The sequence below is a fragment of the Leclercia adecarboxylata genome (assembly GCF_006874705.1).
Taxonomy (GTDB): Bacteria; Pseudomonadota; Gammaproteobacteria; order Enterobacterales; family Enterobacteriaceae; genus Enterobacter; species Enterobacter adecarboxylatus_C.
In genome coordinates this window covers 4,193,589-4,214,096 of record NZ_CP035382.1, presented here as the reverse complement: position 1 = coordinate 4,214,096, position 20,508 = coordinate 4,193,589, and the positions used below count along the sequence as shown (strand labels likewise).

Sequence of the window (20,508 nt, the reverse complement as noted above, 5' to 3'; positions counted from 1 at the left end):
TATGGACATGAGCGTGGCACCCACCCCGGCGCCGCACGGCCTGGCCAGCCGTCTGTCGGCGCTGTTCTGGCGCAGACCGGCGCTGGGGCTGTTCTTACTCCTTCTCGGCCCGCTAATGTGGTTTGGCATTGTTTATCTGGGGTCGCTGTTTACCCTGCTGTGGCAGGGGTTCTACACCTTCGATGACTTCACCATGTCGGTGACGCCGGACCTGACCTTTGCCAACATCCGCGCGCTGTTTAACCCTGCCAACTACGACATCATCCTGCGCACCCTGACGATGGCAATTGCCGTCACTGTCGGCAGCGCGATCCTCGCCTTCCCGATGGCCTGGTATATGGCGCACTACACCCGCGGGAAGTGGAAAGCCTTTTTCTACATCGCGGTGATGCTGCCGATGTGGGCCAGCTATATCGTCAAGGCCTACGCCTGGACGCTGCTGCTGGCGAAAGACGGCGTGGCGCAGTGGTTTCTCAGCCATATGGGGCTGGAGCCGGTGCTGACCTCGCTGTTAACGGTGCCGGGTATTGGGGGCAGTACGCTCTCCACCTCCGGGCTGGGGCGTTTTCTGGTGTTCGTCTATATCTGGCTGCCGTTTATGATCCTGCCGGTGCAGGCGGCGCTTGAGCGTCTGCCGCCGTCACTGTTGCAGGCCTCTGCTGACCTGGGGGCCCGCCCGCGTCAGACCTTCCGCTACGTAGTACTGCCGCTGGCCATTCCGGGTATCGCCGCCGGGTCGATCTTCACCTTCTCCCTGACGCTGGGCGACTTTATCGTGCCGCAGCTGGTGGGCCCGCCGGGGTACTTTATCGGGCAGATGGTTTACTCCCAGCAGGGGGCGATTGGCAATATGCCGATGGCGGCAGCCTTTACGCTGGTGCCCATTGTTCTCATTACCGTTTATCTGGCGTTCGTGAAGCGCCTGGGAGCGTTTGATGCACTCTGAACGCGCGCCGCTGTTTCTGAAAATTGCCACCTGGAGCGGGGTGATCTTCCTGCACTTCCCGCTGATGATTATTGCCATCTATGCTTTTAATACCGAGGATGCGGCGTTCAGCTTCCCACCGCAGGGGCTGACGCTGAAGTGGTTTAGCGCGGCGGCGGGGCGCAGCGACATTATTGAATCGGTGACGTTGTCACTGAAAATCGCTGCTCTGTCGACGGTGATTGCCCTGGTGCTCGGCACCCTGGCGGCCGCGGCGCTATGGCGGCGTGAGTTCTTTGGTAAGAACGCGGTGTCGCTAATGCTGATCCTGCCGATTGCCCTGCCGGGGATCATCACCGGTCTGGCGCTGCTGACGGCGTTTAAGACCATCAATCTGGAACCCGGCTTCTTTACCATCATTCTCGGTCACGCCACATTCTGCGTGGTGGTGGTGTTCAATAATGTGATTGCCCGTTTCCGGCGTACCTCCTGGAGCCTGATTGAGGCTTCGATGGATCTCGGCGCCAACGGCTGGCAAACCTTCCGCTACGTGGTGCTGCCCAATCTGGGGTCGGCGCTGCTGGCGGGGGGAATGCTGGCGTTCGCCCTGTCGTTCGATGAGATCATCGTCACGACCTTTACTGCCGGACATGAGCGCACCTTGCCGCTGTGGCTGTTAAACCAGCTCGGTCGCCCGCGCGATGTTCCTATTACCAACGTGGTGGCCCTGCTGGTGATGCTGGTGACCGCGATACCCATTCTGGGAGCCTGGTGGCTAACCCGCGACGGCGAGAGCGTTGCCGGCAGCGGGAAATAACGTTGATTTCAACAGGACAATACTATGCAAACTCAACTGCTGATTAATGGTGAACTGGTCAACGGCGAAGGGGAAACGCAGCCGGTCTATAACCCTGCGACCGGCGAGGTGCTGCTGGACATTGCGGAGGCCTCTGCCGCCCAGGTCGATGCTGCCGTACAGGCCGCCGACCGCGCCTTCGCCAGCTGGGGGCGCACCACGCCGAAAAGCCGCGCCGAGTGCCTGCTCAGGCTGGCCGACGCCATCGAAGCCAATGCTGAGGCCCTGGCCCGGCTGGAGTCGCAAAACTGCGGCAAACCGCTGCACTGCGTGCTGGGGGATGAAATTCCGGCGATAGCCGACGTGTTTCGCTTCTTTGCCGGGGCGGCGCGCACCCTGCACGGCTCGGCGGCGGGAGAGTATCTGGAGGGTCACACCTCTATGATCCGCCGCGACCCGGTGGGGGTCGTCGCCTCAATTGCGCCCTGGAACTATCCGCTGATGATGGCGGCGTGGAAGCTGGCCCCGGCCCTGGCCGCCGGGAACTGCGTGGTGCTTAAACCTTCGGAGATCACGCCGCTCACCGCCCTCAAGCTGGCGGAGCTGGCACAGACGATTTTCCCGGCAGGGGTGCTCAACGTGCTGTTCGGGCGGGGCAAAACCGTCGGCGATCCGCTGACCGGGCATGAAAAGGTGCGGATGGTGTCGCTCACCGGCTCTATCGCCACCGGGGAACACATCATCGGCCATACCGCTTCGACCATTAAGCGGACCCATATGGAGTTGGGGGGCAAGGCGCCAGTGATCGTTTTTGATGACGCCGATCTCGATGCGGTAGTGGAAGGGGTACGCACCTTCGGTTTCTACAATGCCGGGCAGGACTGCACCGCCGCCTGCCGTATCTACGCGCAAAAGGGCATCTATCCGGCGCTGGTGGAAAAATTGGGTGCCGCGGTCGCCAGCCTGAAGATCGGCGATCCGAATGACGAGAGCACCGAACTGGGTCCGCTAAGCTCGCAGGCGCACCTCGACCGGGTGTGTCAGGCTGTGGATCAGGCCAAAGCCCTGGAGCATGTGCAGGTCATTACCGGCGGCAGCAAGCACGACGGCAAAGGCTACTGGTTCCAGCCGACCCTGCTGGCAGGCGCGAAGCAGGAGGACGCCATCGTCCAGCGGGAGGTGTTTGGCCCGGTAGTCAGCGTCACCGAATTTGACGACGAAGATCAGGTGCTGGGCTGGGCTAACGAATCCCAGTATGGACTGGCCTCGTCGGTCTGGACCCAGGACGTGGGCCGCGCGCATCGCCTCAGCGCCCATCTTCAGTATGGCTGCACCTGGGTGAACACCCACTTTATGCTGGTGAGTGAAATGCCGCACGGCGGGATGAAAATGTCAGGCTACGGCAAGGATATGTCGGTCTATGGCCTGGAAGATTACACCGTGGTCAGGCATGTGATGATTAAGCATTAATGCGGAAAGCAGGCAGCGACGAAGCGTCGCTGCCTTCGGTTACCAGCCGCACACCTCGTGCTCATTCTCCGTGTCGTAAGCCCGCACGGTATTCACGAGGTCTTTCACCACCTGAGCGGCGACGTCCGGGATCATCAGCTCCATCGGGGCGTCCGTCTCGTAATCTACCGACACGCCGTTGCTGTTGTTGGTGACGGTGACGGTATAGGTTGCTTTGCCCATGATGTTACTCCTTCTCTATTTTCGGCTTTCTCAACACATCAGGTTCAACGAAAAAGTCGATATTGAAATAAGTATCGTCGGTCATCACTTCGATGTGGTGCCAGCGTTCAGGTGGAAATACGCCAAAATGCCCGGCCTCAATAATCAGAGTACTGTCGGGCTCGGGGGAGGTTTCGTCGGCATAGCCGAGATAACGTACCGCCCCCTGCATGACGCTGAGGCGTGGATAGACGCCGGGCTGGGTGCCGGTATCAAGATGGCGTTTGAAAATCCCCGGCGGGGCAGTGTCTTTGTTCCAGAACGGAGTGGAACGGGTGTGAATACAACTTTGCGGAATACGCAGCATAACGTCCTCCCTGTAAAAACTGAGGATATTACAGCACGAAACGCTAACGTGAATTTGCCAAAAAGTGCATTTAAAATGCGTCTTTAAAGTGGTACTCCTCAGGTGGGCTATACTTACTCATTCCGAAGGCCGCAAAGGAGCGTCTTATGCTACAAGTCGATAAAGACAAATCCCGTAAGGTGCCCGACTCGGGTAATAAAAAGCCTCAGCCGGTGAAGAAGTAGTCCCGGAAACCAGGGCCGCATCATGCGGCCCTCATTGTGTTTGGGTGCCAGGCAGGCATGCCCGGAGGATGTAGCGAAAACTACTCAGTTGTTATTAACCATAATATCTATGTGGTTAATATGTAACAAAAAACTTGATCTGCCTCAACATTTGCCGCATATTGCGCGCGGTTATTGAACAGTAGATTGGGTGAATGAGATGACGTTGTACCAGAAAATGTTAATGTTTTACGCCGTCATGGCGACGATCAGTGCGCTTATCACCTGGTTTCTCTCTAAAGATCGCAAACGCATCCGTTTTCTGAGCGCCTTTCTGGTGGGCTCCACCTGGCCGATGAGTTTTCCGGTCGCGCTGCTGATTTCTCTCTTCTGACAGCGATCCCTGCGCGGCGTATTGCCGGATGCGGTGCAAGCACCTTATCCGGCCTACAAAACCCATTTCACCTGCTGCACTGACCGTAGGCCTGATAAGCGTAGCGCCATAAGGCATCTGTTTCTGAAGACGCCTTCCAGATTTAAATTCCAGCAATAGCATTCCTCTTCGGTTGCCTGTATAAAAACACAGTCATCTGAAAAGGAGTGCTTATGAACAGCTTTTATTCGCAGCAGGCCCATTGCACGGTGCGCTGGCAAGAACTTCCCGGCCACGGCGAGCCACTGGTTTTTATCCACGGTCTCGGCTGCGCCTCTTCTTATGAATATCCCCGTATAGTCTGCGACCCTGAGTTCGGTTCCCGTCGGGCCATCCTTATCGATCTGCCTGGCAGCGGTTACAGCGATAAACCTGAAGCCTACAGCTATCAAACCTCAGCGCAGGCCCGGGTGGTCATTGAACTGCTTAACCATTTAGCCATAACGTCATTCTGGCTGTACGGGCACAGCATGGGGGGCAGCATTGCAATCGAAACGGCAGAACTGGCCGATAGCCGTCTGCTGGGTCTGATCGTTTCTGAACCCAATTTCCATGCCGGAGGTGGCGCCTTTAGCCGGGATATCGCCGCCCGGACGGAGAACGATTTTATCCGTACCGGTTATCAGGCCCTGCTTGAAGCTGAAACCTCGCCCTGGAAAGGATGCCTGCAAAGTAATGCTCCCTGGGCGGTGTGGCGCGGTGCCGCGAGTCTGGTTAAAGGCGTACAGCCCAGCTGGAACGTGCGTTTTCAACAATTACCTTGCCCGGTCTGGCTGATTTTTGGTGAGCTTTCGCTCCCCGATGCCGACGTGGACGAGATGCGCCAGCAGGGTATTGAGGTAAAAATTATCCCCGATGCCGGGCATTCGATGTCGTGGGAAAACCCGTCGGCGCTGGCGAAGGCGTTGGCTGATTGTATCCAGCACGGTCAGGCGGGCCGGTGAGGTTGCCGGATGCGGTGCAAGCACCTTATCCGGCCTACAAAACCCATTTCACCTGCTGCACTGACCGTAGGCCTGATAAGCGTAGCGCCATCAGGCATCAGTCTCAGGCCAGCAAGCCCTGCAACGCCTTCCGATCCTCCATCGTCATATCGTGTGGATGCTGATACCCGATATTATCAATCGCCTGGGTATACAAGGCCACCAGCCAGTCATAGACATAGGCCGTAGCGGCATGCACTGGCTGCTCGCCGAGGCGGGTTAAGCGGGGGGCGCTGCTGTTGACCGTTGGCGTGACAAATACCGGCTGGCCCTTGCGGACACGGCTGGCAGGGCGCTCAGAAGCTGGCGTCTGCGCATAGCCGACCCAGCCCACAAAGTTCCCCAGCGCGGCGTGCAGCTGCGCGGCGCTGCTTTTATCGGTATCGACAATCTTTTTCAGCTGGGCGAGCAGATTCAGGCGGTAGCTGGCGATCACCAGCACATCGCTAATCTGTTGCAGCACCGCGGTGTCGAGACCCAGGCGGGTGGCGACGGCGTCGTCGCGGCTCCACTGGCGCAGGTGATTCACCCAGACCTGATGGGCGAGGCGGGCTCTGTCCGTCGGCTGCCATATCTCATCGGTATCCTGGGCGCTGTCGGCAAACAGGTCGATGGCGTCGGTAAAGAGACCGTTAACCTGCTCCTCGCGCGGCTGCTGCACCGCGAGCAGCGTTTCGAACGCGCGCAGCGGCGGGAGTAACCCTTCCAGCAGCTCTCCGTGACGGGCGGCGCTTCCCTGCAGGGCGCGCACCACCGCTTCCGCGGCGCGGCGCTGGGCAGTCGGATCCTGAGTTAATGGCGCCAGATACCCCTGCATCAGCTGGTGCAGGTCACGCTGATGCCGCTGGCGTAAGGCCAGCAGACGCGTCTGGCGCTGGGATGGCAGGGTTGCCTGCGACAGCCACTCGAGCACCCGCTGCATGCTGCTGCTGTCGAGCGCCTGCAGGGTGCCCCAGTACTGGCCGGGTTTGCCAAGCAGCTGTTGCACCGCTTCGTCGAGATTTGTGCGGCGGGTAAAGCGTGCATCCTGCGGGGTGATCGCCCACACCAGCCCCGGCAGGGCGGCGTCGTCGCCCGGCTGGGTCTCTTTTACCCAGTTGAGCAGCGTTTTAGCGGTCTTCGCCGTCTGGCCGTGATGGGCGGTGGCGTTGCAGATCACCAGCACGTCCGGCTGCAAATGCTGGCGATAATGCTCCAGCAGCCACTGCTGTTTGGCCTGGGCCAGCGGGAGATCGGGCTGGGCCGACGGGGCCGGAATATCAATGACATCCACCCCGGCCAGGGCGCTGTTTTCGACCGGCAGGATCAGCTCGCGGGTAAGCAGGGCCAGCACGTCCAGCGGAATGCTGATGGCATTGAGCAGCTCGCCGTTATGCAGCGGATGCAGCACCGCCTGCTGCACGTCCGGCAGGGCAATATCGCCCCGGGTGAGAAAACCTTCCGTCGGCAGGCCAAAATTATCAACCAGCAGGCTCAGCGGTGCGGCCAGCTCCCGGGCATGGCTGGTCTGGTGCAGGATATGCGCCAGCTTCAGCCACTGCTGCGTCAGTTCCTGCTGCTCGCCCCACAGCAGCGACCAGACGCTGGCGCGGGTGCTCAGATCCAGCGACGGCAGCAGCAGGGCAAACTGGTGCCACAGGGCATCGTCCATCTGCTGGGCTGCGGCGGGCACCGTATCGCGCCAGTAGTGGGCGATGGTACCCACGTCGGCGGGGGTGATCCCCGGTACGCTCTGGGGCTGACGCAGGGCGCGCCACTTCTCCAGTCGCGCTTCAATCACGGTTTTGTCCACCGCAGGCAGCGTGGCGCGGGCAAGGAACACCTGCACCAGCTCCGCCTCGGTGAGCAGGCTCAGGCGCAGTGGAAAGGCGTCGTCAGCGACCTCTGCCGCGTTCGGACTGAAGCGCAGCGCCATGTTGGTCAGGGCATGCCCGGGGTTGATATGCGAAAAGTAGTCAAAGGTCCGCTGGCCGACAATCACGTTCATTCGCTGATTGTCACTGCCGCACAGGGTAGCGAGCAGGTGGGCTTTCGCCGCCTGTGAGTGACCATATAAACCAATGGTGCTCCCCGAGGTCAGCGCCCGCGCAATGGCGTGTTCCCGCGCGTCGGCCACCGCCAGTCTTGCCAGCAGGGCGTCGGCGTCGTTATCGAGGATCGGGGCGTGCTGGCGCGTTGTGTTGATCCACCCGATTAACGCCTGAGTTGTGGTCGTCGTGGCTGTCATTTCAGGTATACGCTCCCGCTGTCGATCCAGTAGTGGCTGCCGCTGTGTCTGCGATCCGCCAGGGTATTCAGTTTAAAGGTCAGGGCATCGGGCGGCACCGGCGTACCGTCCTGCAGCCAGGCATCGCTCAGTTCAAAGGCTTCCGGGCCATCATGCTTATTGCCGCCGCAAAGCTTCAGGCGCACGTTCAGCACCCCGTCCCCGGCGATAGATTTCGCCAGTTCCGCCGAGTTAATGCTCAGCGTGTAGAGCGGGGTGGCAGGCCAGCGGGCGTTCGCCAGCTGACGGAAGCCGAGAGTCACGTTGCCGCGCAGCGGGAAGTGCAGACGGGTATCCAGCTTCGCCCCCGGCTTGTCGAGGTCGATATCCTGATACCAGACGTTCTCTTCACGCAGGGTGTTGACGGTGTTATCCAGCACGCCCAGGTAGCGCACGGTGGAGTACGCCCCGATATCCGCCGCCTTAAAGTTGAAGCGCGGAAGGCGCAGATCCAGCGCTAGGCTACAGAGCATCGCCCCGACCGCCGCGGTGGATTTCGGGTTGCCGATGCGTCCCTGCTGGCTGAACGGATACCACTCATGCACCCGGTACTTATCCAGCCACACCATCCGGCTGACCGGGACCGGTTGCAGATGGCGGATCAGCGCCTGGACGCCCGGCAGGCAGCCTGGACGTCCGGTGATCAGCAGAATATCGCAGGCGTAGTGGGAGATCGCCTCCGCCACGGCGTGCAGCGGCGCGGCCAGGGTAAAGTGCCCGGCCAGCATCGCATCCTGCATTTCGCGGAAGTTGACGTGCAGCGGCACGGCAAACAGGTCGAACGGTTCCGATCCCGCTGGCAGGGCGTGTTCGATGGCCTGCTGCAGATAGTTCATTACGTTGCGCGTTGGTTTGCGGGTCAGCAGATCGCCAAAGGTGGCGTGCAGCCCGTCGAGCGGATCGTCGATATCGCTGGCTTCCCAGGCGGCGAGGATCGCATGACCAATCGGCATAAACAGCTGTAACGCCGTCTGCTGGCGCAGCACCGCCTGGGTGTCGATGCGCCCGGAGTCGCCAAACAGAGAGGCCATCAGCAGCGAGGCATCGGCAATGCCGGACTTCTGCAATTGCGTCTGCAGGGCAGGCAGGACGTAACGCTGAATCACATCCAGCAGGGTGTCATCGCCCGCCACCTTAAAGCCTTCGCGGAACAGCAGCTGCGGCGTGATTTTGACGTTGCTGCCGGAGCCATCGTCGAGCTGGTAATGGGTGATCGCCATATCGGTGGTGCCGCCGCCGATATCAATCGAGGCCACACGCAGGGCGCGACCCGGCTGACAGCCCGGCTCCGGCTCGCGATCCGGACGTGCCACGGCCGCAAAGAAGGCTTCGGTCTGGCCGTTATAATGGGAGATGGCTTCGTTATAGAGCCACACCAGCTGGCCGCAGCTGGCTTCGTCCCACTCCATCTGGATCTCCGGCACCGGCACCACGCTTTTCTCCTGCTGTTTGCGGCTGGAGAAGTCGTCATCCTGCGGGTGCCAGCCCATCGCTTTCCAGACGATGGCGATAGCTTCGAACATGCGGCGGCGGAAGATCTCGCGCTCCTGCTTCGGCATCGCCGAGGGCAGGGTCAGGATCAGGGTGCGCAGCTGACGCGGCGAGGCCGGGAAGCCCAGACGCAGACGGGTGGCAACGCTGTTAATCTGCCCCAGCGCCTGCGCCAGCAGCTCGCACAGCATATGGGTCATCAGGGTGCTGCGGCTGTACTGCGGCGAGAAGACCGGCAGACGCTCGTCCTGCGGCAGGGTGAAGAGCGGCTGACCGTCATCGTTCATCAGGTTCATCAGCGGGAAGGCGGTCGCCAGCGGCTCGCGCTGGGTTTTGCTGTTCATCTGGCTGAAACGCCAGTCCTGCACCACCGGGGTTTCATCCCACAGGTAGCGGCGCGGGCTGGAGATACCGCTGTTGCCTTCGGTGCCCAGTCGCTGGGTTGCCAGCTTCCGCGCTTCGTCGCCGACGCGCACGATGGATGGCCAGACGAAAGCATCTTCGCGGCCGCTCTCCACCGAGAAGTGCTGCTTGCCGAAGCGGGCTTCGGAAAACTCCAGACGGCTGGTAAACAGCGGCTCGTTGAGGTACTGCGGTTCGCTCAGGGATCGCACCTGCAACTCGGCGGTCTGACGCAGACCGTCGTTGGCGTCGCCGTGGTCTTCAATGATCACGCCGCAGGTGTGGGTATTGCCCACATCCAGGATCAGGTCCACCGGGATCGCCGGGGTGCTGAGAGTATGAGTGACGAATTTTACCTCCGGCACCGTCAGCTGCTCGCCCAGCATCGCCATAATGTTCAGCCAGTGCGCCTGGTACTCAAAGTTACGCATCGCCAGCTGGAGATCGCGTTCGGCGCGATTCTCCACGCCCGTGGCGTACTGGGTGAAGGCCTCGCGCAGCCAGCCGTCAATCCAGGTCTGGTCGAGGAAGTTCGCCACTTCGTCATCGCGCCAGGCCAGCGCGAAGCGGGTGCCGTTAAGAATATCGTTCTCCACCGGCGACAGGGGGCTGGTGGCGTGGGCGGCAATCTGGCTGTCCAGCGCCAGGGTTACGCGATGGCTGTTCCCGGCATTATCGGGCGTCTCCAGCTTGCGCACCTGCACCCGCGCCCAGTTATCCGGGCCTTCAACAAAGGTACGCGGCGGGTTAAAGCGTAAAAACGGCACCGGCAGCCAGACGCCGTCCAGCACCGCCAGCGACTGCTGGAGCAGAATGGTGCTTTCGGGTTTGACCACTTCCGGCTGTCCACCGCCCGTGGCAGGCAGGGTATAGCGGCCATTAACCAGATCGAAATCCAGGCGCAGCAGGGGGCCATTCGCGGTTTTACGCACGAAACGTCCGCTCTGGGCGGAGTCCTGCGGCGTCAGGCCAAAATCAAGAAACTGAACGCCGCTGTTCGCAATCAGCGTGACGCTCTGTTTGTAGTCGCAAAGGTTTACCAGCATAGGATCACGCACCTGCCTTCCTGAATGTCAATGGAACCACGGTTTTCGCGTCGTAGCGCGCGCTGCATTCTGCCACGTCGTTGGTACCGGCTTTACAGGTAATTTCCGGCATCGGGTAGCGCGAGCCGTCGGCGCAGCGGGCGTTGCCGCGGGTTTTAATCATCAGCTCACCGTTGCTGTGCAGCCCGGAGAAGACCGTTGCGCGGCAGACCACGTTCTTACCGTGAACGACGCGGGCCGTACCTTTATTGTTCTGGATCTGATAGCGCACGTACGGCGGCTTACCGGTGATGGGATCGGTCACCTCCAGCATCGCCCGCCAGCTGCCGTTAAGAAAACGGGTCGAGCCGGATTTCACCTGACCGGCTTCCATCACCATCGCATCTTTCGGGATCGCGGTAATCACCACAGGTTCAGCCTCGACCGGCTCAGCAGCTTTCACGGCGGCCACTTCGGCCTGGTGCAGCGGTAAATTCAGCGGCAGAGGCTCAACGGCGGCAACGGGTTTTGGCGCGATCGCCACCGGGGCGACGGCTACGGCTTTCACCGGCTCAGCGGTGGGGGCCTGCTTCGGCCACAGCAATGGGGCGGCCACGGCGGCAACAACCACCGCGGCGACAGGCAGCGCCCAAAGCGCAACGCGGCGTTTTTTCGCCGCGACGATCGCCGGGGCGGGTTCTGGCTCAGGCTCGCTGGCGGTCATGACCGGGGCAGGATGCGCCTCGTAGAGATCGTCGGCGGTGATATGCACCGTCGCCGGGGCGGCAACCAGCGGTTCATCGGCTTTCTCAAAGACGATGGCCGGGGCCGGCTCGGGCTCGGGTTCCGGCTCAATAACCGGGGCAGGCATTGGGACCGGCAGCAGAGAGGCGCGCAGGCAGTCGAGAATATCCTCACGCGCGTTTTCATTAAGATTCACAAAGCCCCAGAAGGTGATCACCGGCTTGCCGTCCACCAGGAACAGGAAGTTTTCCCCCGGGAACTGAAACGCTTTAGACAGCAGGGAACCAAACAGCTGCTGGGCGGTTTTTGGCGACTGGAGCGATTTCTTGCTCAGGGATTCCACGCTGGACAGGGTGCTTTCCAGCAGGCGCAACGCCCGGAAACGTGCATCTTCGTCGGCGGCTTTCCAGCTGGTCACGGCGCCTTCCGTAGGCGAGTACCAGTCTACCCGGTCGCCTTCGTCGTTGACCTGGGGGATCGCAAGGCAATCAACGATCGACTGCTGTTTGCGCAGGCGCAGGGCCTCACGGATTTGCAATGCTGATTCAAAAACGGCCTGTCCGCCGCCGCCAACGGCCTGAAAATCATCCAGATTGCCGCTGCGTAAAAGGGTTTTTGCCACGATTTGGTCCCATAGACTTTTTCACGCGTCTACTTTACGAAATCTGCGGGCAAGCAAACGGCAGAAGAGACGGCAAAAGGGGTGATTTCTTACAGCATTGAGGCAGCGGAAAGTGCTTGACGTTGAATGTACCTTAAGACAAATCACTCTCCCGCAGGTGGTGGGAAAATCAGCGGAAATAACTGCTTTAGAATAACCTGATAGTGTTTCGTTATTTGCCAGGGGAGAGGGGCTGTGCTGTTATTACCATTCTATATAATAAAACCAAACAGGTAATAAACATGTCTACAGGGAAAACTCTCCTCGCGCTGGCATTAAGCGCGCTGTTACCGGCAGGTGCCGCCTCGGCGGCGAATAACGACACCATTATCTACTGCTCAGAGGCCTCGCCTGAGTCGTTTAACCCGCAAATCGCCAGCTCCGGCCCGACCTTTGTCGCCAGTTCGCAGGTGCTGTACAACCGCCTGATTAACTTCGATCCGGTGAAAAACACCCCGGTTCCGTCGCTGGCTGAATCCTGGACCATCTCCCCGGACGGTAAAACCTATACCTTTACCCTGCGCAAAGGAGTGAAGTTCAACAGTAATAAATTCTTTAAACCGACCCGCGACTTTAATGCCGACGACGTTATTTTCTCGGTGCTACGTCAGAAAGACCCTAATCATCCGTATCACAAGGTGTCGCAGGGCAACTATGAATACTTCAATGACGTCGGCCTGGATAAACTGATCCAGGAGGTGAAGAAGGTGGATGATACCCACGTCCAGTTTGTGCTGAGCGAACCGAATGCCGCGTTCCTCGCCGACTGGGGAATGGACTTCGCCTCGATCCTCTCCGCGGAATATGCCGACGCGATGCTGAAAAAAGGCACCCCGGAAAACGTCGATACCTGGCCGATTGGCACCGGGCCGTACGTGCTTCAGCAGTATAAAACCGACTCGCAGATCCGCTATCTGGCTAACCCTGACTACTGGGATGGCGCGGTGCCGACCAAACACCTGATCTTCTCCATTACGCCGAACGTCGAAACCCGCCTGGCGAAGTTGCAGACCAACGAGTGCCAGATCATTCCTGCACCATCTCCGGTGCAGTTTGACGTGATCAAGAAAAACAAAGATCTGACCCTCCACTCGGTGGATGCGCTGAACGTCGGCTATCTGGCGTTTAATACCGAGAAAAAGCCGTTTGATAACGTGCTGGTGCGCCAGGCGCTGAACTATGCCACCGATAAGAACGCCATTATCAACGCCGTATTTATGGGCTCCGGTACGGTTGCAAAATCGCCGATCCCGCCGAACATGATGGGCTTTAACAAAGATCTGCAGGACTACGGTTACGATCCGGAAAAAGCGAAAGCGCTGCTGAAACAGGCCGGGCTGGAGCAAGGGGCGGAAGTGACGCTGTGGTCGATGCCGGTGCAGCGTCCGTATAACCCGAACTCACGCCGCATTGCCGAGATGATCCAGAGCGACTGGGCGAAGGTGGGGATCAAGGCGAAAATCGTCTCTTACGAGTGGGGCGAATATCTCTCCGGGATGCGTAAAGGCGAACACGACAGCGCGCTGTTTGGCTGGATGTCGGATAACGGCGACCCCGATAACTTTGCTGACGTGCTGCTGGGCTGTAACAGCATTAAAACCGGCTCCAATGCTGCACGCTGGTGCGACAAGGGCTATGATGACCTGGTCCAGAAGGCGAAGCTGACCAGCGATCCGGCTGCCCGCGCGAAGCTTTACAGCCAGGCGCAGGAGATCTTCTACCAGCAGGCCCCGTGGATTGCGCTGGCGAACGGCAAAACCTTCTATGCCACCCGCAGCAACCTAAGCGGGTACAGCGTGAGCCTGATGGGAAGCGATTTCTCGAAGGCGAAGCTTAACTGACGGATTGCCGGGTGGCGGCTTTGCCTTACCCGGCCTACCCATGCACCCGTAGGCCCGGCAAGCGCAGCGCCGCCGGGCAGACTAATAAGGAGTGACAATGTCACATTTAGAGGAAGTTATCGCCCGCGTTGATGCCGCGGTGGCGGAAAGCGTGATCGTTCATATGAATGAACTGCTGATTGAATTAAGCGAAGACAGCGAATTAAGCCGGGAAGATCGCTATACCCAGCAGCAGCGTCTGCGCACGACCATTGCCCATCACGGCAAACATTATAAAGAGGAGCAGGAAGCCCGCGAAGAGAGCCTGACCAAAGGCGGCGTGATCCTCTGAATTCAGAATTGGCACCAGGCGATTAAACAGTCATATATTGTTATTCGATCCTCTTTTTTCACGTTGAATAAAGCGATTGCCACCAAAGAGATCGAAACAGCACTCAGGACTAAAGCTAAATCAATTAACCCGCGCAATATGTGCGGGTTTTTTATTGGCTAAGGAAATTAAAATGAAGTTTCAAAAAACAATGACTGTGACTGTACTGTTTGTGGGAGCGTGCTTGCTGTCGGGATGCGCCACTATTGTTGGGGATAGTGCTCAGTCCGTTCAAGTCAACAGCGTGCCGCCAGGGGCCAAGTTCATTGTTAAGGATAATGCCGGGGTGGTGGTGTCCAGAGGAACGACGCCGCAATCCGTTCTGCTGCAGAAGTCTGATGGAAGTTATTTTGGAAAAAGAGAATATAACATCACCCTTTGCAAAGAGGGCTATAAGCCAGAAACGCTTTCAGTCAACTCAAGCGCAAATGGCTGGTATATGGGGGGGAACATCGTCTTTGGTGGCTTAATTGGCTGGCTAGGGGTAGATCCGTTTAATGGCGGCATGTACACGCTCCATCCCAAAGAAACCAATGCCCAGTTGATGAGTAGCTCGCAAGGGGCTTCAGGCAGCAACTGCGAGGGTGTGATTTAATGAGAAAAATACTGTTAGTTGCAGCTTTCTTTATCACCGCACCGGCTTTGGCGGATTGCGAATCGGGTTATTACATTCAGACGCTTAGTGAGGATGGTTCACTGATTACTCTTGATGATGGATCAATTTGGCGTGTTGATAGCGGTGATGAAGCCGACGTCCAGGCGTGGGTTGACAATGATGAAATCCTGGTCTGTGATGATGCATCTCTGATTAACAAAGATGAAGACAACGAAGAGGTGGAGGTCAGCCTGCTTTCCCGTTAATCAGATTGTTATCAAAATGAGCGCCTTGCCACCAGCCAGGCGCCAATCACCAACAGTACCGCTCCGCATACCGGGCCGATCAGCGCCTTTAACGGTACCCCCTGGCTGCGCACCACGTCCATCACCAGACCGCCAATCAACTGGCTGGCGACCAGCACCGCAATGGTCGTTGCGGCCCCGACATACTGATACCCGCTGATGCTGGCAAAAACAAAGAAAGACCCCAGCAGGCCGGGAATTAAGGTCCACCAGCGCACCTGGTGCACCAGCTCGCTGAACCCGGCGACACCGTTTTTAATCAGCAGGATCGAGACAAACAGCACAATGCCCACCAGCGAGTTGAGCAGCATGGCGATAAGAATGGTGCTCGAGGTCTGGGTGATGCGCACCATCAGCGTGTTCTGCACCACCAGGCCAATGCCTGCCGCCACCAGAAACACCAGAGTCAGGGACTGATTCATCCGATAGCATCCGGGTCGGTGCGCTCGTCGAGCTGCAGCTGCATAAAGGTCAGATCCAGCCAGCGGCCAAACTTGGTGCCCACCTGCGGCATCTGTCCGGTAGTGACAAAACCCAGGGTCTCATGCAGATGTAGTGAGGCGCCGTTCTGCGCTTCAATCCCTGCCACCATCACGTGTTTACCGATGCGACGCGCTTCCGCGATCAGGGCCTTCATCAGCTCGCGACCAATGCCTTTGCCCTGATGGTCGGGATGAACGTACACCGAATGCTCAACGGTATGGCGAAAGCCGTCGAAGGCACGCCAGTCACCGAACGAGGCATAGCCCGTCACCACTTCGTTTTCCACGCTCACCAGCACCGGGTATCCGGCCAGTTGGCGCGCTTCGAACCATGCGATACGGTTATCGGTATCGACCGTGGCATCGTTCCAGATCGCGGCGGTGTGCAAAACCGCGTGGTTATAAATTTCACCGATGGCGGCGCAGTCCTCTTTTAAGGCGTGACGAATAATCATGGCGATCCTCAGGCTGTGTGTTCACTATAGTGGTACGTTTCGTCACAATATTACACAGAGTGACAGGCTAAACGCTACGGTATAAGCCATATCTTTTTATTATGGAAAAACCACGTTGTAATCCATTACTTTCACTATAGTATTACGTGATGAATACTATGCCAGACAATATTAATCAACGGATCAGCGCCCGCATCCGGCTGGAGCGTGAATCCCGAGGCTGGTCTCTGAGCGAGCTGGCGGAACGCGCCGGTGTCTCACGGGCGATGATCCACAAAATTGAACGTGCTGAGAGTAGCCCAACGGCCACGCTGCTGGCACGGCTTTCCGGCGCGTTTGGCATCAGCATGTCCACGCTTATTGCGCGCGCTGAACTGCAGGAAGGCAAGTTGTTGCGCTTTGCCAACCAGCCGGTCTGGCGCGATCCGCAGACGCACTATCTGCGTCGTCACGTTTCGCCGCGCTCCGATCTGCCTATCGATATGGTGCAGGTTGAACTGCCCGGCGGCAGCGACGTGCCGATGCCAGCCTCTTCTTATGCCCTCGCACGCCAGCTAATCTGGCTCCAGTCTGGCGAACTGGTGTTCCTGGAAGGGGATACCCGCCACGAAATGCGCGCCGGGGACTGCCTGGAATTAGGCCCACCTAACGATTGTCGGTTTATCAACGAAAGCCGCGAGCCCTGCGTGTATCTGGTCGTCAGGCTGAACCAGTCTGGCTCGTAATGTCAAAGCAGACAGAGGAAGATGCGGCTAGTCTCTAAGGACGTTTGTCTAAACAGGAGTGAGGTATGAGTCAATCTTCAACGCAGAATCGTCAATGGCTTCTGGCTTCCCGCCCCCATGGCGCACCCACCACTGATAACTTTCGCTTAGAAACCACATCTATTCCGGAACCTGCCGACGGCCAGCTTCTGCTGCGCACTATCTGGCTGTCGCTCGATCCCTATATGCGCGGCCGCATGAGCGATGCGCCGTCTTACTCGCCGCCGGTGGAGATCGGTGCGGTGATGGTAGGCGGCACCGTCAGCCGCGTGGAAAAATCGAATCATCCTGACTATCAACCCGGCGAATGGGTGCTGGGCTACAGCGGCTGGCAGGACTATGACGTCTCTGACGGCAGCGGGCTGGTCAAACTGGGTACAGACCCCGAACACCCCTCCTGGTCGTTAGGCGTGCTGGGGATGCCCGGCTTCACCGCCTATATGGGGCTGCTTGATATTGGCCAGCCGAAATCAGGTGAGACGCTGGTGGTCGCTGCGGCTACCGGCCCGGTGGGCGCAACCGTCGGCCAGATTGGCAAGCTGAAAGGCTGCCGGGTGGTGGGCGTTGCTGGCGGTGCGGAAAAGTGCCGTCATGCAGTCGAGGTGCTGGGCTTTGACCAGTGTGTGGATCACCACGCCGCGGATTTTGCCGAGCAGCTTAAACAGGCGTGCCCGCAGGGTATTGATATTTATTATGAAAATGTTGGCGGTAAGGTATTTGATGCCGTGCTGCCGCTGCTGAATACCGCGGCGCGCGTGCCGGTGTGCGGGCTGGTCAGCGGATACAACGCCACCGACCTGCCGCCTGGGCCGGATCGTCTTGGGCTGCTGATGGGCACCATCCTGAAGAAACGCATCCGCATGCAGGGCTTTATCATTAACCAGGACTATGGTTATCGCATCGCAGAATTTCAGCAGGAGATGGGCCGTTGGGTCCAGGAGGGCAAAATCCACTACCGTGAACAGGTCACGGACGAGCTGGAAAATGCCCCTCAGGCACTGATCGGACTGCTGGAGGGAAAAAACTTCGGTAAAGTCGTGATACGTGTCGCGAACAATAACTTATAGTACCTGTTATGGCGGATTATTCCGCCATAATTACCTGGGCAAAATTCGAAATAACGTCTTTAATTATACCAACATAGATTAGTCCGGTCGCCATATACGTAATGAGGAACATTAATTAATCAATTAATTTTGGTTTTGATGGATGACTTTTTTTAAAGTTAATCAGGCATGAAGATACAGGATATATCTTTCCCGCAGCGGTCAGTTTATCACTGTGGTATATAAGTTAAGTGTTGGTAACAGGAATTGAACATGCTGGATTTGGACAATTTAGAAAAGGCTCAACGAATGAGCCTGACGATGCAAGTTGAGGTGAGTCTGAAAGGTGCCCTGATTGCAGGGGCCCTGAAACCAGGCGCACGGCTCGTCACTAAAGAGATTGCGGATAAGTTAGGTACCAGTATTACTCCTGTTCGTGAAGCACTGCTGCGGTTGGTCTCCGCTGGCGCGCTGCACGCCACCCCGGCGCAAGCGTTTCTGGTGCCGGAAGTCTCGCTTGAGCGCTACAACGAAGTCAATGCCATCCGTAAGGAGCTGGAGTGCATGGCCGTTGCGGCGGCGTGCGAGCAGATGTCTGATGAGCGGATCGCCACTCTGCGTACTCTCTCCGACAATTTTCATGATGCGATGAGCAATGGAGAGGTGGAGCGTGCGCTTCATGCCAACCGGGCTTTTCGCTTCACGCTCTATCACTATGCGGATATGCCAACGCTGATGGCGCTGATTGAGCAGTTATGGGTGCGTATTGGACCCTGTTTCAACTGTCTGTACGATCCCGAAATTGTGCTGCCGTGCCGCTCCTATCGCTACGATGAATTACTCACTGCCCTGGAACAGGGCGATACAGAAGCCAGCCGCGCGGCGATTGACAAAGTCATCGACGAGGCAAATGCCATATTGATTAAGCAGTTTTTACCGTAATTTACTTAAACAAGCGAAGCGGTAATATCGCGGACTATTTCCCTGCATTATTTTCCGGCGGTCATTGTGCTGCCGGAAATGCTATTTCCTTTCAAACTGATAAGACCAGCCTGGCTATGAATTAACCACAACACCTGCCGATAACCTTAAAAGGCACAGTTGCCTTCTAAGGAGCCAGGAATGAGTGTCAGTCAACGATTACGTAATATAAAAATGAGCAGAAAGCTCGCGACAGGTTTTGGTCTGGTGCTGCTGCTGGTGGCGGTATCGACGCTGTTGAGCGTGCAGCGATTCAAAGAGATTCGCGACGTCTATCAGCAAACTAACCTGATCTATAACATCAATATCGAGGTCTTCCAGGCCAAGATAAACCGCCTTAAATTCCTCTATAACGGTGACGAAAAATCCGGTCAGCTGATGGCGAACTACGTCAGGCATGCTGCCGACCTGACCGCTGAAGCCCAGCAGCTGGAGTGGACACCCAAAGAGAAAGCGATCATTGACGCCATTGCCGGGCATCTGGCCCGTTTTGGCAGCAGCGTGAGCGAAATGCAGACCGCGATGGCGGCCTGGCACGCGGACAAAAACGATCAGGCTGCAACAGCAGCCCTGAAGGCGGCGGAAGACAAAGTCAAAACCGCAGGGGACGACAGCAGCGCTGCGATCCGCGACATCATCGCGCTAGTCAAAGTCCATAACGACTCGCTGGCCTACAGCTCCAGCACCATCACCGCCATTATTGGCGTGGTGGCCGTTCTCTTCGGGATCCTCGTCTCCTGGTGGGTTACCCGCCAGATCACCCATCCGGTTAAACACAATCTCCAGCTGGCCGAGCGCATTGCCAGCGGCGATCTCAGCTCGGATATTCTCCCGCAGGGTGAAGACGAACTGGGCAAACTGACCGGGGCGATGGGAAGGATGAACGATAAACTGCGGCTGATGATTGGCGAAGTCCGCAGCAGCGTGGCGCAGTTGTCGCTGGCGGCAAGCGAAATTGCCGAAGGCAATACCGACCTGTCATCGCGCACCGAGCAGCAGGCCGCGGCCGTGGTGCAAACCGCAGCCAGCATGGAAGAGCTGACCGCCACGGTGAAAAACAACGCCGATAACGCCCGTCACGCCAGCCAGCTGGCGGCAGAAGCCTCGCAAACCGCCACCCAGGGCGGACGGGTGATGCGCGATGTGGTGAGCACCATGAGCGACATTAATACCAGCTCGCAAAAAATTGCCGATATCACGGCGGTGATCAACAGCATCGCCTTCCAGACCAATATTCTGGCGCTGAATGCCGCGGTAGAAGCGGCGCGCGCGGGGGAGCAGGGGCGCGGCTTTGCGGTCGTGGCCAGCGAAGTGCGCAGCCTGTCGCAGCGCAGCTCTCAGGCGGCGAAAGATATCGAACTGCTGATCAGCGAATCGGTCACGCGTATCAACACCGGTAGCGATCTGGTGGCGAAAGCCGGGCAGACCATGGAGCAGGTAGTGGACTCGGTGACCCGCGTCAACGATATCATGGGTGAGATCTCCTCGGCTTCCGAAGAGCAGAGCCGCGGCATTGAGCAGATCTCCCGTGCGGTGATGGAGCTGGACACCACCACCCAGCAAAACGCCTCGCTGGTGGGCGCATCCTCGACGGCGGCAGGGGCGCTGGAAGACCAGGCCCGTCTGCTGGAGTCGCTGGTAGCGGCGTTCCGTCTCGAACAGCGCGCGCAGATGGCATAAAAAAAACCGGCAGCCTGGGCTG

Annotated in this window: 20 protein-coding genes; 13 read left to right on the top strand and 7 right to left on the bottom strand. The window is 58.3% G+C overall.

What is annotated here, in order from left to right; genetic code table 11:
• Nucleotides 1–7: 7 nt before the first annotated feature.
• The 3 genes from ES815_RS21050 to patD are packed head-to-tail and all read left to right on the top strand — an operon-like array spanning nt 8 to nt 3,191.
• Complete coding sequence (locus ES815_RS21050; RefSeq protein ID WP_409518840.1) at nt 8–946, top strand: ABC transporter permease; 939 nt, start codon at nt 8–10, stop codon at nt 944–946.
• A complete protein-coding gene (locus ES815_RS21045) occupies nt 936–1,742 on the top strand; it encodes an ABC transporter permease (protein WP_142489564.1) in 807 nt (268 codons plus the stop codon). Before ES815_RS21050 ends, ES815_RS21045 begins: the two co-directional genes overlap by 11 nt.
• Before the next feature lie 24 nt (nt 1,743–1,766).
• Nucleotides 1,767–3,191: an aminobutyraldehyde dehydrogenase gene (patD, locus tag ES815_RS21040; RefSeq protein WP_142489563.1), complete on the top strand. Its 1,425-nt coding sequence runs from the start codon at nt 1,767–1,769 to the stop codon at nt 3,189–3,191.
• 39 nt (nt 3,192–3,230) lie between these two features.
• Here the strand turns inward: patD and ES815_RS21035 are convergent, their stop codons facing one another.
• Both ES815_RS21035 and ES815_RS21030 read right to left on the bottom strand, forming a co-directional pair.
• Nucleotides 3,231–3,413: a DUF1869 domain-containing protein gene (locus ES815_RS21035; RefSeq protein ID WP_059307860.1), complete on the bottom strand. Its 183-nt coding sequence runs from the start codon at nt 3,411–3,413 to the stop codon at nt 3,231–3,233.
• A 4-nt stretch (nt 3,414–3,417) separates the two neighbouring features.
• A complete protein-coding gene (locus tag ES815_RS21030) occupies nt 3,418–3,759 on the bottom strand; it encodes a DUF1971 domain-containing protein (protein WP_142489562.1) in 342 nt (113 codons plus the stop codon).
• A gap of 423 nt (nt 3,760–4,182) precedes the next feature.
• Between ES815_RS21030 and ES815_RS21025 the strand changes: the two genes are divergently transcribed.
• The gene (locus ES815_RS21025) at nt 4,183–4,356 is read left to right on the top strand and encodes a GhoT/OrtT family toxin (RefSeq protein WP_072036615.1); all 174 of its coding nucleotides are present in this window, start codon (nt 4,183–4,185) and stop codon (nt 4,354–4,356) included.
• Nucleotides 4,357–4,568: 212 nt separating this feature from the next.
• Complete coding sequence (locus ES815_RS21020; RefSeq protein ID WP_142489561.1) at nt 4,569–5,339, top strand: alpha/beta fold hydrolase; 771 nt, start codon at nt 4,569–4,571, stop codon at nt 5,337–5,339.
• Between the two features lie 103 nt (nt 5,340–5,442).
• Here the strand turns inward: ES815_RS21020 and ES815_RS21015 are convergent, their stop codons facing one another.
• The 3 genes from ES815_RS21015 to ES815_RS21005 are packed head-to-tail and all read right to left on the bottom strand — an operon-like array spanning nt 5,443 to nt 11,928.
• Nucleotides 5,443–7,605 (bottom strand): virulence factor SrfC family protein, encoded by a 2,163-nt coding sequence (locus ES815_RS21015; protein ID WP_142489560.1) that lies wholly within the window; start codon nt 7,603–7,605, stop codon nt 5,443–5,445.
• Complete coding sequence (locus ES815_RS21010; RefSeq protein WP_142490100.1) at nt 7,602–10,583, bottom strand: virulence factor SrfB; 2,982 nt, start codon at nt 10,581–10,583, stop codon at nt 7,602–7,604. The genes ES815_RS21015 and ES815_RS21010 overlap by 4 nt, the downstream gene beginning before the upstream one ends.
• A gap of 4 nt (nt 10,584–10,587) precedes the next feature.
• Nucleotides 10,588–11,928 carry an SrfA family protein gene (locus ES815_RS21005; RefSeq protein WP_142489559.1) on the bottom strand — a complete coding sequence of 447 codons (1,341 nt, stop codon included), beginning with the start codon at nt 11,926–11,928 and terminating at the stop codon, nt 10,588–10,590.
• A 281-nt stretch (nt 11,929–12,209) separates the two neighbouring features.
• Between ES815_RS21005 and ES815_RS21000 the strand changes: the two genes are divergently transcribed.
• The 4 genes from ES815_RS21000 (at nt 12,210) to ES815_RS20985 (ending at nt 15,039) form a co-directional block, all read left to right on the top strand.
• Nucleotides 12,210–13,808 (top strand): ABC transporter substrate-binding protein, encoded by a 1,599-nt coding sequence (locus ES815_RS21000; RefSeq protein ID WP_142489558.1) that lies wholly within the window; start codon nt 12,210–12,212, stop codon nt 13,806–13,808.
• A 97-nt stretch (nt 13,809–13,905) separates the two neighbouring features.
• Nucleotides 13,906–14,139: a YdcY family protein gene (locus tag ES815_RS20995; RefSeq protein WP_142489557.1), complete on the top strand. Its 234-nt coding sequence runs from the start codon at nt 13,906–13,908 to the stop codon at nt 14,137–14,139.
• Nucleotides 14,140–14,311: 172 nt separating this feature from the next.
• Nucleotides 14,312–14,773: a hypothetical protein gene (locus tag ES815_RS20990; protein WP_260609639.1), complete on the top strand. Its 462-nt coding sequence runs from the start codon at nt 14,312–14,314 to the stop codon at nt 14,771–14,773.
• Nucleotides 14,773–15,039, top strand: a complete 267-nt coding sequence (locus tag ES815_RS20985; RefSeq protein ID WP_142489556.1) for a hypothetical protein — start codon at nt 14,773–14,775, stop codon at nt 15,037–15,039. Before ES815_RS20990 ends, ES815_RS20985 begins: the two co-directional genes overlap by 1 nt.
• A gap of 11 nt (nt 15,040–15,050) precedes the next feature.
• Here ES815_RS20985 and ES815_RS20980 read toward each other — a convergent pair whose 3' ends face one another.
• On the bottom strand, nt 15,051–15,500 hold the full coding sequence (locus ES815_RS20980; protein WP_142489555.1) for a DMT family transporter: 450 nt from the start codon (nt 15,498–15,500) through the stop codon (nt 15,051–15,053).
• Nucleotides 15,497–16,015: a GNAT family N-acetyltransferase gene (locus tag ES815_RS20975; RefSeq protein WP_142489554.1), complete on the bottom strand. Its 519-nt coding sequence runs from the start codon at nt 16,013–16,015 to the stop codon at nt 15,497–15,499. Before ES815_RS20975 ends, ES815_RS20980 begins: the two co-directional genes overlap by 4 nt.
• Nucleotides 16,016–16,164: 149 nt before the next feature.
• On the opposite strand from ES815_RS20975, the gene ES815_RS20970 reads away from it, so the two are divergent.
• From ES815_RS20970 to ES815_RS20955, 4 genes are all read left to right on the top strand, one after another.
• Nucleotides 16,165–16,740, top strand: coding sequence for an XRE family transcriptional regulator (locus tag ES815_RS20970; protein WP_142489553.1), 576 nt, complete (start codon nt 16,165–16,167; stop codon nt 16,738–16,740).
• A 65-nt stretch (nt 16,741–16,805) separates the two neighbouring features.
• Nucleotides 16,806–17,846: an NADP-dependent oxidoreductase gene (locus ES815_RS20965; protein ID WP_142489552.1), complete on the top strand. Its 1,041-nt coding sequence runs from the start codon at nt 16,806–16,808 to the stop codon at nt 17,844–17,846.
• Nucleotides 17,847–18,098: 252 nt separating this feature from the next.
• Nucleotides 18,099–18,767: a GntR family transcriptional regulator gene (locus tag ES815_RS20960; RefSeq protein ID WP_142489551.1), complete on the top strand. Its 669-nt coding sequence runs from the start codon at nt 18,099–18,101 to the stop codon at nt 18,765–18,767.
• Nucleotides 18,768–18,947: 180 nt separating this feature from the next.
• Entirely contained in the window at nt 18,948–20,486 is a 1,539-nt protein-coding gene (locus tag ES815_RS20955) for a methyl-accepting chemotaxis protein (protein WP_142489550.1), read from the top strand.
• The last annotated feature ends 22 nt before the right edge of the window (nt 20,487–20,508 follow it).

What these genes read in the sequence shown, in the direction of transcription:
- ES815_RS21025 (WP_072036615.1), top strand. Translation starts at nt 4,183, where the DNA reads ATGACGTTGTACCAGAAAATGTTAATGTTTTACGCCGTCATGGCGACG.
- ES815_RS21000 (WP_142489558.1), top strand. Translation starts at nt 12,210, where the DNA reads ATGTCTACAGGGAAAACTCTCCTCGCGCTGGCATTAAGCGCGCTGTTA.
- ES815_RS20975 (WP_142489554.1), bottom strand. Translation starts at nt 16,015, where the DNA reads ATGATTATTCGTCACGCCTTAAAAGAGGACTGCGCCGCCATCGGTGAA.
- ES815_RS20995 (WP_142489557.1), top strand. Translation starts at nt 13,906, where the DNA reads ATGTCACATTTAGAGGAAGTTATCGCCCGCGTTGATGCCGCGGTGGCG.
- ES815_RS21030 (WP_142489562.1), bottom strand. Translation starts at nt 3,759, where the DNA reads ATGCTGCGTATTCCGCAAAGTTGTATTCACACCCGTTCCACTCCGTTC.
- ES815_RS21015 (WP_142489560.1), bottom strand. Translation starts at nt 7,605, where the DNA reads ATGACAGCCACGACGACCACAACTCAGGCGTTAATCGGGTGGATCAAC.
- ES815_RS20960 (WP_142489551.1), top strand. Translation starts at nt 18,099, where the DNA reads ATGCTGGATTTGGACAATTTAGAAAAGGCTCAACGAATGAGCCTGACG.
- ES815_RS21035 (WP_059307860.1), bottom strand. Translation starts at nt 3,413, where the DNA reads ATGGGCAAAGCAACCTATACCGTCACCGTCACCAACAACAGCAACGGC.
- ES815_RS21050 (WP_409518840.1), top strand. Translation starts at nt 8, where the DNA reads ATGAGCGTGGCACCCACCCCGGCGCCGCACGGCCTGGCCAGCCGTCTG.
- ES815_RS21045 (WP_142489564.1), top strand. Translation starts at nt 936, where the DNA reads ATGCACTCTGAACGCGCGCCGCTGTTTCTGAAAATTGCCACCTGGAGC.
- ES815_RS20965 (WP_142489552.1), top strand. Translation starts at nt 16,806, where the DNA reads ATGAGTCAATCTTCAACGCAGAATCGTCAATGGCTTCTGGCTTCCCGC.
- ES815_RS20990 (WP_260609639.1), top strand. Translation starts at nt 14,312, where the DNA reads ATGAAGTTTCAAAAAACAATGACTGTGACTGTACTGTTTGTGGGAGCG.
- patD (WP_142489563.1), top strand. Translation starts at nt 1,767, where the DNA reads ATGCAAACTCAACTGCTGATTAATGGTGAACTGGTCAACGGCGAAGGG.
- ES815_RS20985 (WP_142489556.1), top strand. Translation starts at nt 14,773, where the DNA reads ATGAGAAAAATACTGTTAGTTGCAGCTTTCTTTATCACCGCACCGGCT.
- ES815_RS20955 (WP_142489550.1), top strand. Translation starts at nt 18,948, where the DNA reads ATGAGTGTCAGTCAACGATTACGTAATATAAAAATGAGCAGAAAGCTC.
- ES815_RS21020 (WP_142489561.1), top strand. Translation starts at nt 4,569, where the DNA reads ATGAACAGCTTTTATTCGCAGCAGGCCCATTGCACGGTGCGCTGGCAA.
- ES815_RS20970 (WP_142489553.1), top strand. Translation starts at nt 16,165, where the DNA reads ATGAATACTATGCCAGACAATATTAATCAACGGATCAGCGCCCGCATC.
- ES815_RS20980 (WP_142489555.1), bottom strand. Translation starts at nt 15,500, where the DNA reads ATGAATCAGTCCCTGACTCTGGTGTTTCTGGTGGCGGCAGGCATTGGC.
- ES815_RS21010 (WP_142490100.1), bottom strand. Translation starts at nt 10,583, where the DNA reads ATGCTGGTAAACCTTTGCGACTACAAACAGAGCGTCACGCTGATTGCG.